This is a genomic window from Bdellovibrio sp. ZAP7, assembly GCF_006874645.1.
Taxonomy (GTDB): Bacteria; Bdellovibrionota; Bdellovibrionia; order Bdellovibrionales; family Bdellovibrionaceae; genus Bdellovibrio.
Genome location: NZ_CP030082.1, coordinates 3,236,693 through 3,251,599 on the forward strand (window position 1 = coordinate 3,236,693; position 14,907 = coordinate 3,251,599).

12 protein-coding genes are annotated in these 14,907 nt (G+C 45.0%); 5 read left to right on the top strand and 7 right to left on the bottom strand.

The features are described 5' to 3' along the window. Positions 1–7 precede the first annotated feature (7 nt). From DOM22_RS15560 to DOM22_RS15570, 3 genes are all read right to left on the bottom strand, one after another. Positions 8–1,066: a type II asparaginase gene (locus DOM22_RS15560; protein WP_142701262.1), complete on the bottom strand. Its 1,059-nt coding sequence runs from the start codon at positions 1,064–1,066 to the stop codon at positions 8–10. Between the two features lie 25 nt (positions 1,067–1,091). Continuing rightward, positions 1,092–2,270 (bottom strand): DcaP family trimeric outer membrane transporter, encoded by a 1,179-nt coding sequence (locus tag DOM22_RS15565; RefSeq protein ID WP_210415641.1) that lies wholly within the window; start codon positions 2,268–2,270, stop codon positions 1,092–1,094. A 112-nt stretch (positions 2,271–2,382) separates the two neighbouring features. Beyond that, positions 2,383–4,557, bottom strand: a complete 2,175-nt coding sequence (locus tag DOM22_RS15570) for a patatin-like phospholipase family protein (protein WP_142701263.1) — start codon at positions 4,555–4,557, stop codon at positions 2,383–2,385. Between the two features lie 89 nt (positions 4,558–4,646). Between DOM22_RS15570 and DOM22_RS15575 the strand changes: the two genes are divergently transcribed. From DOM22_RS15575 to DOM22_RS15585, 3 genes are all read left to right on the top strand, one after another. Continuing rightward, positions 4,647–6,113 (top strand): YiiX/YebB-like N1pC/P60 family cysteine hydrolase, encoded by a 1,467-nt coding sequence (locus DOM22_RS15575; protein WP_142701264.1) that lies wholly within the window; start codon positions 4,647–4,649, stop codon positions 6,111–6,113. Between the two features lie 103 nt (positions 6,114–6,216). Beyond that, complete coding sequence (locus DOM22_RS15580) at positions 6,217–6,642, top strand: DUF2141 domain-containing protein (protein ID WP_142701265.1); 426 nt, start codon at positions 6,217–6,219, stop codon at positions 6,640–6,642. 112 nt (positions 6,643–6,754) lie between these two features. After that, positions 6,755–7,552, top strand: coding sequence for an alpha/beta fold hydrolase (locus DOM22_RS15585; protein ID WP_142701266.1), 798 nt, complete (start codon positions 6,755–6,757; stop codon positions 7,550–7,552). Between the two features lie 54 nt (positions 7,553–7,606). Here the strand turns inward: DOM22_RS15585 and DOM22_RS15590 are convergent, their stop codons facing one another. Further along, the gene (locus DOM22_RS15590) at positions 7,607–8,680 is read right to left on the bottom strand and encodes a hypothetical protein (RefSeq protein WP_142701267.1); all 1,074 of its coding nucleotides are present in this window, start codon (positions 8,678–8,680) and stop codon (positions 7,607–7,609) included. 45 nt (positions 8,681–8,725) lie between these two features. Further along, the gene (locus DOM22_RS15595) at positions 8,726–9,718 is read right to left on the bottom strand and encodes a hypothetical protein (RefSeq protein WP_142701268.1); all 993 of its coding nucleotides are present in this window, start codon (positions 9,716–9,718) and stop codon (positions 8,726–8,728) included. A 203-nt stretch (positions 9,719–9,921) separates the two neighbouring features. Here DOM22_RS15595 and DOM22_RS15600 point away from each other — a divergent pair, with 203 nt between their 5' ends. Beyond that, positions 9,922–11,994, top strand: a complete 2,073-nt coding sequence (locus DOM22_RS15600) for a peroxidase family protein (protein WP_142701269.1) — start codon at positions 9,922–9,924, stop codon at positions 11,992–11,994. Between the two features lie 75 nt (positions 11,995–12,069). On the opposite strand, the gene DOM22_RS15605 is transcribed toward DOM22_RS15600, so the two are convergent. Next, positions 12,070–12,840 carry an MBL fold metallo-hydrolase gene (locus tag DOM22_RS15605; protein WP_142701270.1) on the bottom strand — a complete coding sequence of 257 codons (771 nt, stop codon included), beginning with the start codon at positions 12,838–12,840 and terminating at the stop codon, positions 12,070–12,072. 119 nt (positions 12,841–12,959) lie between these two features. Next, positions 12,960–13,880 carry an alpha/beta fold hydrolase gene (locus DOM22_RS15610; RefSeq protein ID WP_142701271.1) on the bottom strand — a complete coding sequence of 307 codons (921 nt, stop codon included), beginning with the start codon at positions 13,878–13,880 and terminating at the stop codon, positions 12,960–12,962. A 124-nt stretch (positions 13,881–14,004) separates the two neighbouring features. Here DOM22_RS15610 and DOM22_RS15615 point away from each other — a divergent pair, with 124 nt between their 5' ends. Next, the gene (locus tag DOM22_RS15615; RefSeq protein ID WP_142701272.1) at positions 14,005–14,907 is read left to right on the top strand and encodes a LysR family transcriptional regulator; all 903 of its coding nucleotides are present in this window, start codon (positions 14,005–14,007) and stop codon (positions 14,905–14,907) included.

Genomic DNA, 14,907 nt, shown 5'->3' on the forward strand with positions numbered 1-14,907 from the left:
TTCTCTTTTAATACTTCTCGAACATTTCTTGAACTTTCTTTGGATCGCTTGTTTTCGTCAAAGCTAACTGAGCCAACACACGAGACTTAGCCGGATTGAACTCTCCTGAAGCCACAAACCCCGCTTTGTCATCATCAACTTCGTTATTGCGAAGAACTAAGCCAGTTGGTAACCGAGTGCTTCGAACTACCAGCAAACCATTTTTCTTTTGCAGTCTTTCCAAAATCGTCAATGAAGCCTGGTTCATATTGCCATCACCAACCCCAGCCACGACGATACCTTTGGCTCCTGACTTTACTGCAGATTCAATCAAGTCCGGAGACATATTGGAATGAGCATAGATGATGTCCACTCTTGGAAGATTCTTGAGTGAAACACCTGCGAATTCAGATCCTGAAGTGTGCTTTTTGTTGGAAGATTCAAACCAAGAAATTTTGCCGGTGTTGATGTACCCCTCGGGGCCGCGCTCAGGACTGTGGAATGTTTCCACGTTCGTCGTATTCATTTTTTCCACGGCCCGTGCCTGGTGAATTTCGTCATTCATCACAACCAGAACACCACGTTTTTTTGCTCCAGGACTCGCCGCCACCGCGACTGCATTATACAAATTGCCGGGACCATCTGCACTGATCGCTGTTGCCGGTCTCATCGAACCGACCAACACAACTGGCTTATCGCTTTTAACCACAAGATTTAAAAAGAATGCCGTTTCTTCCATCGTGTCTGTACCATGAGTGATGACTACACCGTCAGCATCCGATTTCAAAACTTCGTTCACACGTTTCGCAAGCTTCAACCAAACTTCGTCACTCATATCCTGGCTTCCGATATTAGCCACTTGCTCTCCTGTAAGAGTTGCAAGGTCGCCCATATTCGGAACTGCCGCGATCAGGTCTTCGACCTTGAAAGTACCTGACTTATACCCGTACTCGCCGGCTTTCATTTGCGCACCGGCAATCGTTCCACCCGTCGCCAGAATGTGGATCTTCATTTTCTTATCAGCAGCAAAGCTGCTGCTGGTGAAAATAAGGATCGACATAAAAACATATCCTATTGTTAGTTTCATATCCTCTCCTTGGATTTATCTGTTCTTATTTAAAATCTAAGCTTGAAAAGCTATACTTCATGGTAATTTGAATACGTTGATCATGAGTTGTCGTATCATCCTTACTCATGCGACTTCCCCACAGAAATTCTCCACCGTACATGAAGTTTTTAACTGGAGTTGAAACCAAATTGATCGAAGCATATTGACCACGTTTGAAGGCATCGTCGTTTTGCAAATCTGTGTTCTTAACTTCACTTTGTGAAAAACCAATCGTCGACATCAACTTTTCATTCCAATTGTGATCGTAATAAACAAGGAATGCTGTCAATGGAACGACCTTTACCGAAAGATTTCCTAATGATCCTTCGGGCCCCATATCCGTCCCACCGTCATTCATATAACTTGCGATACCTTCACCTGTAACCACTCCGGCCATAATTTTCCCAGAGCCCGTCTTAACACTTCCGGTAACATCTACGCCCCAACCCGTTTTACTGTCACTTGGTTCATGATTACCAGTTTTAGTCTCAAATCCCACTTGTCTGACGATGCCAGCAATTTGAAAATGCCCCCAATCGCCAGCTGACTTCCACTGCGCGGTGAGGTCTGGCAACTTTTCATCTTTTTGAGCGTTGGTGACAACATCCGGGTCAATAGTTCTAACTTGTCCTGGATCAATATCGTCGCCTGGTCTTTCAATGGCTATCGACAAGGATTGATTCCCACGCATCGGAGTCCAACGAATTTGTGGATTACGGTAAAAGGCCATACCAATCGGCCCCCAATAATCGAGCATGTTCGGAAAGATGTCTCCGTCCATGAACAGTGAATTCGTTTGACCGGCAAGCCAACTACCCCACTGACCATAAGCATGACGCAAACGAGGTGTCGTCTGACCTTCATCAGATCCCACTCCGAAAAAGTCGAATTCTAATCTCGTGAAAAGATCTTCACCGCTTAATGGAAGCCAGGTTTGTATACCCAAGCGGCTTTGTTTGGCACTGAGTGAAGCTTGTCCATCACTACCATAGGCACCGTCGGTAGGCGCGATTTTGGATGGGCGTAAAGTGTCCTGCCACTTCGGATCAACGCGGTTAAAATCTTGAATATAATCAAGTTGCGTAAAACCATAGATTTCAAGTTTTGCTTCGGCCTGCGCATAGGATGCAAATCCCATCGCAATCAGACCTATTCCCAATGCCCTTCTTATAAACGCATTCATGCTCAGCTCCTAAAAGGTGAGGTTGTTATGATTCTGAATTTTTGCCGTAAAATATTTCTAGCACTTAAACTTTCCACCAGCATGGCAATCCGTAGCGCCTGCACAAAAACATCTAAAACTGTTTGCCCAACATGAAATAACAGCTCCACGTTTTATTATCCCCATAGGCTGCCGCCAGATACATCGGCCCCAGAATACTGTCGTACGCTAGATATCCCGTTCCCGACACATGCCACTCGTCCGCAATTTTTTTGTCAAAATAGTTGAAGACCCGCCCTGTTTCCAGAGCAGCTCCCCAATAGCTTCCCGATAAAAAAGGCATGCGCCGATAGTATTGAACGGATCCATAAGCGAACTGATCCCCTATCAACTCTTGATAACGATAACTCGAAAGATTCAAAAAACCTCCCAGCCAACTGACATCCGCGAGCACTCCATTATCACCAGTGGAAGTTTGTCCTTTCAGTGTGAATTGAAATACCCCTTTGCCCGCGGTCATAGCGCCACGGAAGGTCAAGCCATACAATCCATAATTATCGATGTCCTCCGAGGCGCCGATTGAATAGTATCCATAAAGATCCAAATAGGCCCCGGTTGAAGGAAAGAAATAATTATCAAGCTGATCATAAAAGAAGTTGAAGCGAAGACCGTAATCATCGGTGCGCGAATTGGGAAGAATAGATGAACCAATATTCCTTGAAGCACTGTACTCATTAAAAGCTGGACCAAATCGGAACTCTCCAATTTCGGATCCGACTCCCACGTCAGCCCCAAATGACAATTTCGAATACTTGTACTTTGCGACTTCATCGCCTTCTTGCCACAAAGCCAAAGGGATTCGGTAATATCGGAAATATGGAGCGACAAAGCCATTCCCACCCGCCGTTGTGGGTTGATAGAACTCAGTATAGAACATCGAGGAATTACCCATTTGCAGAATGCTCTTCCATTCGGCCCCTAAGCTATTTATCCAAGTTCTGCGATACATTGCCGTTAAATTCCAAGGATAGGAACTCTCAAAATCAGTTCCCAGACTTAAACCAAAATTCAAGTAATTGGGTCCCCAGTTTTTTTGCACCGGCAAAACCAACAGATCCTGGCCCGCGCCGCTGTCATAAAGCTCGTAATCAAGCTGACTGAAATCCCCGGTCGCATAAAGCTGAGTCAGCTGATCATGAAATTTGTCAATGTTCAGATTTACACCCGTGGGAACTTTAAGCTCGTCCTTAAGAGTCGCAGCATTCACCCAACCACTATCGGCAACAGTGACTTTTTGAATAGGTTTGGGTTTCAACTTTTTGCTGATGCGATTTGTGGCCCAAGCAGCATATTCTTTCTCTGATACCGAGTATCGACGCAAAGAGGGCAATGCTTTCATTGCAGCCACTCTTCCAACCTCGATCAATTTGTCACTTTGATCAAAGTCCATGGATCCCAAAGCATCAAACTGAGGAGCGATAAAAACGTCTTTATCTTTCAATCCCGCCACTTGAGGTCTTACGTTTTGGATCATCATCAAACGCGTGTATTGATCCATCACCGAGAAAATTCCGGTGATTTCTCCTTGAGATAAGGGGGCAGCTCCAACATCAATTGCGATGACCACGTCAGCGCACATGTTTCTTACGACATCCACAGGAAGATTTCGAACCAATCCTCCGTCGGCCAAAATATGTCCTTTAGATGGCACAGACGGAAATATTCCTGGTACCGCCATACTCGCGCGCAGGGCGGTGACCAAATCTCCATCCTTCATGATCACCATGTCCCCCGTCGCCAGATCCGTTGCAATGGCGCGATAGGGAATAGGCAGACTATCAAAGTTCGCGACAGTTCCGCCGTAGGTAAGATTGCGAAGGAAGTACTCAATCTCTTGCGTACTGATGGCAGCGAGAGGAAGTTTTAATTGACCACCATCAGCAAGTCCGACTTCAACACCCAACATTGAAAGTTTATCATCTTGTTTACGACGGAATGGATAAGCTTGCCTTGGCGCTTTTGCCAAAAACATATTTCCCCAATTGGCGTCACTGATTTGTTTACGCATTTCCTCGGGGGTTGCGCCCACAGCATAGGAAGCACCAACGAGGGAACCAATGCTGGTCCCGGCGATGCAATCAACGGGAATTCTGTTTTCCTCAAGAACTTTGATAATACCGACGTGTGCAATGCCTCGAGCCCCGCCACCACCGAGGACTAAGCCAATCTTAGGTCTTCGATTTTCAGCAGCCCATGAATTGACGGTAAAGATCAAAGTCATCAGGCCTAGCACATAGAATTTTCTCATGTTACAAAGGGTGACACCAGAAAACGGTTTTCTCTTCAGAATTCTAATTCGTCTGCGAACATACAGACGCCATTGAATTGAGAGGTCTCATGTTTCTCCGTCTTAATTTTTGGTTCGGTATCGTCTTGATTTTCTGCCTGTCACAAAAAGTTTTGGCAGCTCCTACACCAGACAAAGCCAATGAGAAAACAACATTCTCAATGGTGATATCCGGCATAGATCAAGTGCTCAAAGATTTGGGTAACGACAATGTCTTTAATTCACAGACTTGTCCCACCTATATTAACAAAATAACGGACTGGCTTTTCTATCTGCCGGCAGACCAACTAGTCCCCCACAATCCACAAGAGATTGCATTTTTGAAAAGTAACGGTGATTCCATCATTCAAAAGATATTTCTTTTGCGCCTGAAACTGCATGAGCGCCTAAAAGATTTCGACAAAGCGAACAACCTTACTGACGCTTGCGTTTTAAAAATTCGCGAAGGCCTGCAGTACGCCCGCTTCACAAACGAATACATTATCGAGTGGATGGTGCATAACAAAGTCATCACCTTTGAAGAAACCCCGATCCTTGCGGGATCATTTCCCTTCGTCCTGAAAGATCCCTCACTTGATAAAATCGAACTTACTCCCGGAGATGTCCTTTTAATTCGCGGGAAAAGCTTTGTTTCTGCGATGATCGCGCGAATCGGCGATGAAGAAGGAAACTTCTCGCATCTGGCAATTGTCGGACAAGATGACAAGGGCGAGCTACAAATCGTGGAATCCCTGATTCAAGAGGGTGTCGTCGTAACACCTCTCGATAAATGGCGAAAAGCACAAGATTCCCGCGTTGCCCTGTTTAGATTGCCGGATAAAATTTTGGCCAAGAAAGCCGCCCGTCTGGTTTATCAATGGGGTCTGACTCACGCTGAATATGATTTTGCAATGGATGACAGTCACTATGATCGAGCCTTTTGCTCTGAAGTCGTGCGCTATGCATTTGATAAAGCTTCTGACGGTAAATTGATCGTTCCAAAATACCGAAGCCACGTCAGTAAATTTAAAGACGGACCCTATCCAAAATCCTTGGGAGTCACTCAGGCAACGTTGTTTGCTCCCTATGACATCGAAGTCGATCCCCGCTTTCAATATTTGGCCGAGGGAACTTTCTATCCGCTGTTGCGACAAGTAAGAATTCAAGACTCAATCTTGCAATGCATTTATGAATGGATGATCAAAAAGGACTACACCTTCTATGAACCCTGGTGGTTAGGCACGGAAGCGACCTTGGGAAAAGGGCTCCGCTTTCTAGGTTTTATGAAGGACCAGATGCCAACCTATATGCCCAAGGAAACCATAAAAACAATTCTCCTCTTTGAAGGCGTTTCTGACTCTTTGGAAAAGAACCTCTTTGAAAAAGAGAAGGCTTTTTACCAGAAACGGGGCTATCCCCCGTCCTTTCAAGACATGATGCTCGCGAATGAACAAAAAAGAAAAGAAGACTGCGCCCTCTATGAAAAGGGCAAAAAGTCAGAATTTCATTCTTTTTTTAGAGGCAAGGGCTGTAATTAATGTCAGCAGAGTTTACGCCCCATGCTAAATGGATTCATTTTAATTCAAGACCATTTGACCCTAGGCCCCCTATTTGAAAGAACTCTGCCTATAAGGAGCACCCATGAAATTCTTCGCTTTTCTAACTGCATTCTTTTCTTTAATGGCAGTATCCCATGCCGCAACCGTTACTATTGAAGGTTTCAGAAATACCAAAGGCTTTGCCGCCGTCAGCGTTTTTCATGAAAGAGAACAGCGTGCTTTTCCAGGTGATGCCGACAAGGCAATCAAAACTCTTTATGTTCCTGTTCCGAAAAATTCAAAATTGGAATTCACACTGGACAACATGCCTGTCGGGAAATACGCCATCGCAGTTCTTCATGATGAAGATGGAAATAAAAAGTTGAACACAGTACTGGGCTACCCGCGCGAAGGTTTTGGGTTTTCGAACAATCCAACTATTTTAGTTGGCGCTCCGGCATTTTCAAAATGCGCCGTTGAGTTGACAGAAGATACCGTTGTTAAAATCAAAATGAAGTATTTCTACTAATTCTTGCCGCACGTTCTCTGGGGATCAAATTTTCCATGCGATCCCCTGCGACCTAGTCCTGCTGTCGTAAATTTCCATTGTCCAATCTTAAGAATAAAGTTTCAATCTACTGATGTCGTACGAAACAAAGATCATCAGTTTAAAAGGCCATCGCACACTTCTGGCATGTTATTCCCTCGCCTCGCGTACTTCCCACAAATGGGTGGTTTTTTTGCCGGAGTCAGGATCTGAATTTCGGCACGGCGATCGCCAAGAACTTGTCGGTCTTATCGGCGCTCACATGTCCAAAAAGTATAATTTCTTAGTGATCAATAAACCCGGTGTTGAAGCTGATCATGTCGATAAGAAGGTCTTCGAAAAATCCTTTCGTCACGAAAAACGCATTCAGGACGCCCTTCAAACACTCAAGGAAGTTATTCCACCTAAAGATAAAATTCACTTAATAGGATACTCCGAAGGAGCCTACAACACTCCCGTCGTTGCCAGTAAAGACAAACGAATCGTTTCCATCGCAATGATTGGCGGCGGAACCCGAGGCTGGCTTAAAGAGGAACTCAGCAATGCGAGTCCTAAAGAAAAGCTTTCTTATGAGCGCGCCATTAAAAATATTTATAAAAAGCCCAAATCCAAAACGAGGTGGAATGGCTTTTCCTATGCGACTTGGTATTCATATCGCAGCGACAATACTTTAAGAGCCCTTAAAGGTTTAAATATTCCTGCCGTCGCCATTCTTGGAGCCCGCGATAAAGTCATCGATTTGAAAGCTGCCATCGTGGACTTAGTTTTAGTCAGCGAACGAAAACCCATCCAAGTGCATATCTTTGGAGATTGTGGACATCACTTCACCAAACATTGGAAACCTGTCAGTCGCGTTCTTAGTCGCTTTCTCTCTGAACAAGAAAGAAAATAAAAAACCCACATCCTTTCGGATTGTGGGTTTCGATTTATCTATCTTAAATCAAGATTACTTCTTCGGCTCGACTCCGACATTTCTAAGATGCTGAGGATGTTCGTAATACATCATGAAATCTTCCGCATCACGTGGAGCTGTGAATGCAAGTTCCGTAACCAGATGACTTCCCGCCTCTGGAGCCGAACCATCAAACACATCCAGGAACAATCCAATACGGTTTGTCATTTCTGCATCACTCGCCGTTGGAGCTCTGCCATTTGCTGGAACCAACACGTACATTTTTGGAACCGGTTCTACGACAACGTAATCACCTTCGATATTTCCAGATTTAGGATTCGTAAAGTACTTAGCTTTTGTCGTATTCGTCTTAATGAATTTAGCTTTCTTTTGACCCTTTTGAGTCGAAAGCTCTAACACGCCATCTTTGAAACGGCCGTACTCTGACAGATAAGAACCTTCAAGGTCATTCCAGTTACCGCGCCAGCTGGAAGCCAAATGCCCTTTTTGGTAAACCAATGTGGCCAGTTCTAACTGCGTGAAACTTAAAGCATCGTTAATACTTGAAAGAACGCCGCCTTTGCCTGTGTCCACTACATCAGGAAATACGATCTGCCCATCCGGATCTCCAGCGATATTAGCACCCGCCAACGGATTGCTGATGCCATTTTTCAAATGAAGCATCAATGCCACTTTCGGATCCACTACAAGGTTACCATTGCGCGCTTCCACGTTGTGCATTTCATAAGTGCCGGCGTTCACACCAGGGACGAATTTATAAACTGAAATTCTTGTTGCGATCTTATCCAGATAACCCACCACTTTATTCAAGATCGGAGCTTTTTGGCTGGCCATATAAGGAAGCCCCATATTCATCAATTGGTCGTATTCCAAAAGAACGCCATAATAAGTATCGCCTTCAGTTTGAGAGCGCTCCATATAAAGGCGCATTGCGGGACGCTTAATTCCCGTCGTACGTTTGGAAAATAGTCCCTCACCAAGATAAGTTCCAGTCAGGTCAGCCGCAGAAGGCGTGCGAGCTGCTGTCACCTCCGATTGAGGTTCTCGTGGCGTGCTTGCACACGACGCCATAACAACTGTCAAAGCGAGTAGTAAAATCCTTTTCAATCGAAACTCCTCTCCGTAGAGCAAATATAAAAATCGTTTTAAATCTTATCTATGTTTCAGCTGATGCCTAAAAAAGATTCCATCATCCCCAAAGGATGACGAAACAAATTCAGACGTAGTTACAACATCCGCTACCAATTCAGAATCCTGCAGCAGTCTTTTCACATTTTCAGGGGCATAGTCTGCATAGTTAAAGTCTTTATACTTTTCTGGCACAGCACGAATCTGGTAAATCACGGTGTTTACCGGAATCGTCACAAAATCATTTCTGACGTCATGAGGGTCAGACGAAAACGTCAATTTTTCTGATGGAACAAAGAAAACCTGGCGAGGGGATCTTACATCAGTAACCAGATGTCCTTTCTGGTCCAGCTCAGCGAATCCCCGAATCGCCAACTCTTCTGGATATGGAGAAGCGTTCAGGAAGATTTTATGAACCAGTTTTTGGCCAATGGAAGTCCCGATAGGCACAATATTAGACATCGGATATTTAAAAAAGTTATAGTCCTGGTCCTGGCCATCTAAAGAAACCAATGCAGATACATTTGTACTAAAAGTTCCATCACGTAATAACTTAAGAGCCAGACCTGGCGCCACCGGTCTTCCCGATTTCACCGCCGAAGTCAGCGACAACCTCAGAAGACCACAATCCGCTCCTTGAAAAAGACCTGAATACTTATTTTGATGAGGTACGATTTTAACTTTTGTGATGCTCGCCCGGGCGTGCAGAAATTTCGTCCAGCCTTTTGGAGCAAAATCATCAAAGCGAGATCCCTTGATCGCAACTTCTTGTCGTCCCATTCCAATGATCTGAGTCAATCCGAGGGCTTTATAATCCGGAAGTTGCTTATAGGCGCTCTCCTGAATCTGCTTCCACAAAACCTCCTGCTTTTCGCAGGCACTAAGAGCTTTATAATTCTCTGGTGTCGAGGCTGGGAATCGCGGATTAGAATCCGACTGAAAATCATCGATGAGGTAGGCGATTGAAGCGAAAACAGCAAGGGTACAGACCGCTCCATAGATAACCTTTTTCTTCATCACGCCTCCAGCTGATACTGTAGCAGACATCAATTTCTGTTTGCACAGACTATCTGAAACTCACGGACCCTTTTTTTGAGCACTCATAGTAACCGCTGATCCTACGTCTGGACCTCGCAGAATCTTGTGCAGCATGAATATTTTCGCTTATCCTTAAACGGTCTGCGTTTCAAACAAAGTTAAAAGCTAATGAAGGAGTCTGCGTGAATCAAAAAGGTATTCTGTCCGTTCTGATCAGTTCAAGTATGGTTTTATCGTCTTGCACACATGGTCCCGTTAATCCAAGTGCAAAATATATTCACGACACTTCCGTTCCAACAATGACCGATGAAGAGCGTCGCGCACCCAGTTCATCCTTGGCCGACACCCCTTGGACAACGTGGTCCGAGAAAAATGAAATCTCTGGTTTGCTCGTCCTAAAGAAAGTCCGTGATAGCCTCTTGGCTGGCAACCTTCATGACCCGCATGTCGGTTACTTTGGTTACGCTCCCATAGATTGTTCTAAAACGAACACGAACTTCAGATCTGCTGATGGTTCATGTACGGATCTTAAAGATGGTCACATCGGTGCCGCCGGCGTCGCTTTCGGTCGCAACGTTTCTCCAGACTTTATCGACAAAGATGCTCCCAATAAAATCATGGTTCCAAATCCCGCCTTGGTTTCTAAAGAGTTCTTCACACGTGATGAATTCAAACCTGTTCCTTTCTTGAACATGATCGCTGGCGTATGGATTCAATTCATGAATCATGACTGGCTGACTCACGGTCCGAACAAGGTGGAAAATCCTTATCGCGTGAAAGGTCCAGATGGCGTTGAGCACGTTGTCGACAGAACGAAAGACAATTCAAGCACTCACGCTCAATACAAAGATGGCTTTGATAAAGTTTCTGCCAATGACGTCTCTCACTGGTGGGATGCTTCTCAGATTTATGGCAGCAACAAAGAAGACCAACTTAAATTGCGCACGGGATATTTCGGTAAAATGAGAACGGAAACGGTTAACGGCCGCGAACTTTTACCAAGAGACAACTCTTTGAATCCTGCAAACAACCGCCAAAACAATGGTTACGAAGCAACAGGCTTCCGTGACAACTGGTGGGTTGGTTTGAGCATGCTTCACACTCTTTTCGTTAAAGAGCACAATGCTATCGCAAACAAATTGATGGCAAAGCATGTGACTTACGATGCAAAAACAAAAATGTACACGTGGAAAAACGGTTCAGATATCCGTCAAATGAACCAACAACAAGTGGACGAGCAAGTTTTCCAAACGGCACGTTTGATCAACTCCGCAATCCTCGCAAAAATTCATACAGTAGAGTGGACTCCAGCGATCCTGCCCAATCCGGTTTTGCGCAGAGCCATGTACTCGAACTGGTACGGGCTTGCAAATCCGGAGACTTGGTCCCGCGTTGTTAAACTTATTCCGGGCATGAACAAAGCAGATATCTTTAAAGGCGTAAAAGAAAGCTATGTTATCGGCGGTATCGTTGGTGGTAAAGCGAATAACTATGGCGTTCCTTTCAGTATCACTGAAGAGTTCACATCAGTTTATCGTCTGCACTCTTTATTGCCAGAAAACTTGGAATTCAGAACTTTAGCTCAACCTAAAAAAGTTGAAGCCGTTCCATTCCCGAACACTCGTAACCATAACAGCTATGGCATCATGGCCTCTCATGACCTAAAAGACTTGTATTACTCATTCGGCGTACAACACCCAGGTCAATTGGTTCTGAACAACTTCCCAAAATTTATGCAAGAACTAGAAATTCCAGGCCACCAAAAAATGGACTTGGCACTGGTCGATGTGATGCGTGATCGCGAGCGCGGTGTCCCTCGTTACAATCAGTTCAGAAGAGGCATTGGTTTGAAACCAATCAAAAAGTACACAGACTTCTTCCCTGCTGGCAAACCCTTGGACGCAAGACAACTTGCGATTCGCGACAAATTCTATAGCGTTTACGGTCGCGATGCGAACGGTAACGACAACGTCGAGTTGATCGACCTTCTTGTCGGAACTTGCGCTGAGGAAGTTCGCCCGGCCCAATTTGGTTTCGGCGAGACGATGTTCCAAATCTTTATCTTGATGGCTTCCCGTCGTTTGATGGCAGACAGATTCTTTACGGATGATTACAATGCCGCTCACTACACGAAGACTGGTATGGAATGGATTGATGACGAAGGCACTCTTGCAAAAGTCATCGGTCGCCACATCCCAGAGCTAAAAGGCAAAATGAAAGGTCTGACATCAGCTTTCGAACCTTGGCACAACTAAAAGACTGACGGCTTAAAATTAAAAAGGAGAAGATGAAAGTCTTCTCCTTTTTATATGAAAATTTTGAATCTAATCTTAAAGCTGCGCGCTGCTAAAAAGAGGCATTTCCAGCACCTCGCCTTTAAATTCAACATGCTTTAACTTTTCGCGGAAAATTTCCACCGACACATTCTGAGTTAACGGCGGATAAAAATCATCCCAGTGATGAGGAATAACAACCTTTGGGCGAATAATTGCCGTCTGCTTGGCAGCGATTTCCTGAATGCGGCTGTGGCCTTGCAAGGGCGCCAGCAAGTAATCAATTTCCAATCCTCGGTACATTTCCAGTTCACGCTGATCCGCACCCGCAGAGCTCATGAACAAGAACTTCTTACCACCACTTTCAAAGTAATAGGTCTGCACCAAACCTTTAGGATACCCCAAGCCCAAACCACAAATATGCATGCAATCTTTTACACTGCATTGCTTGATGGTCGATAACACCAGTGGAATATCAAATTTCACATGCGCGCTTTTAAAAGCTCTCATGTTAAAGGATTTAAACAGCGTTTCTTTGTTATCAGCACTGGTCAGACGACCACCTGGAACTCCCCGCATTTTCAAAATCTGCCCTGTCAATCCCGGGGCATAAACTTGGGCGTCGGAGTTCTGAACTATATCAGGAATATCAAAAGTGTGATCAAAGTGACCGTGACCCACAAAAATGGCCTGCGTATTGGCGAAGGATTTAGCTGCTGTGAAGGGAGCGGGCGCCCCTTTTCCACGGGAAAGGAAGGGATCGAAAGCAATCTCACCCTGTTTGTCTTTCACAATAAAACCTGCAGTACCCAGCCAAGTAAATTCCATGAAGCGACCTTAACAAACTAACCCTCGAAGCACAAGAACGACCAAGCTTGAGCCTTAACGTAAACAAAAAGATCCCCGCTTACGGCAGGGATCTTCTTAAGAGTAAAAACTCAAGCAATTTAGTTCGCACTTACGCGATTTGGTTCTTTCAAGAAGTTATCCAAAGCTTCGATAGTCGCTTTTGGACTTTCTTCCATCAACCAGTGACCCACATTTTTCAAAGTCACTGTTTGCGCATTCGGAGAAACGATTTTCATTGTGGCAGCTAAAGGGCCGCCCATGGCTTTCTCGCCACCGATAGAAAGAACTGGCATCGTTAGTTGATTTTTGGAAAGTTCTTTATTGTCTTTAGCATCTTGCGGAAACGCTTTGAACCACTCCATCGCAGCTCTCATGTGTCCTGGTGCTGCATATTGTTTTGTGAAATAATTCTTTTTTGCATCCGGAAACGTTTTTGGATCTGCAGAAAAAGTTGTCCAAAGATGATCCAGATAAGCTTTCTCACGGCCTTTCACCAATGCTTCAGCATCTTTGCCATAAAAACGGAAGTGCCAGATGTCAGGACTGTTATAGATATCATCGCCGGGACCTATACCGGGCAAGAACGCATCCATAACCACCAATTTAGTCGTCATTTGCGGGTACTTTGCCGCGAAGGCATAGGCGACCATCAACCCAATATCATGACCTACGATATCTGCCTTCGCGATACCATAGTGATCCAATAGAACCTTCACATCATCTGCCATCGCAGCTTTGGTGTAACCAGATTCTGGTGCTTCACTTAAACCGCCCCCGCGAAGATCCGGAACGATGAATGTATATTTCGAAGAAAGAGATTTCATCACCGGCTCCCACATCAAAGCCGATTCGCCCATTCCATGCAGCAAGACAACTGGAGAGCCCGTACCGCCTTTATAAACATTCATTTTAAAGCCGTTGATTTCGACTTTCTCTTGCTTGAATCCCTTCGGGATATCGATGGCATGAGCTGCCACACCAGAAATAAGAAGAGCTGTGATCAATAATAACTTTGTCATTTGAGATTCCTTTTTTGTATCTGAAGACGTTTGTACGCTTCAGAAGTTAGTTGCTTCGTTGAATGTAAATCTACCAACTATTTTCCATTTGAGTATCCCACAAGATTGGTACAGACTGTCCGCTATGACGGACAATAAGGATATCATTGACCTGACAAACGAGGGGCTTGTTTTTTACCATGTGGCGCTTCTGCATGGCTTTCGAGCGGCAGCAACGCACCTGGGGCTTTCCAAATCGGTAGTCAGCAGCAAGGTGTCTTCATTGGAAAAGCGCGTGGGACGTAAACTTCTGTTCCGCTCAACCCGTGACGTCAGCCTGACTCCTGAGGGAGAAGTCTATTTTGAATCCTGCCAGGCTCTTTTTGAGGCTTCACAAAAACTTCAGCTTAAAGAAACCTCCCTTAAGGACGCCTTGACCGGATCCTTTACTATTTCTGCGCCGTCAGACTTTATGCAAATCTGCCTGATTCCCGCACTTCAACGTCTGCAGGCCTTGCACCCCAAGCTGCGCTTAAATCTGATTTCTTCTGATCAATTGATGAACCTGGAAAAGGAACGCATTAATCTTGCGATCCGCGTGGGCGCAGATGGAGCTGGCCATTTATATCGCAGTCCCTTTTTCAATGCAGAATTCGGTTTCTATTGCAAAAGCAACTTAGCTCCCACCAGAAAATCCGAAAAAGAAATCCTAGAGTGGCTGCAACACGAGGGCGTCTTTGTCTTTAGACCTTCCCGAGAAAAATCGTTTCAGCTGAACAAGCAAAGCTTCGAAGTCCGGGTTCAAAACAAATTTCAGGTTCATGACGTGCTCTCCCTGAAAAGCCTGGTTGCAGCCGGCGTGGGAGTGGGAATTCTTCCTCATTTTGCCGTCAAAGCCGAACTTGCCAGTGGTGAACTTGTGCAACTGCTACCTTCGGCGCAATTTAAAGCGGTCAGTTTTACATTTCTATCCGGAGCCAAGCGACAGGAAGACAATCGCCTCAACACGATTATCGAATTCCTCCAAAAGGAAGCACGGCAGTTTTAA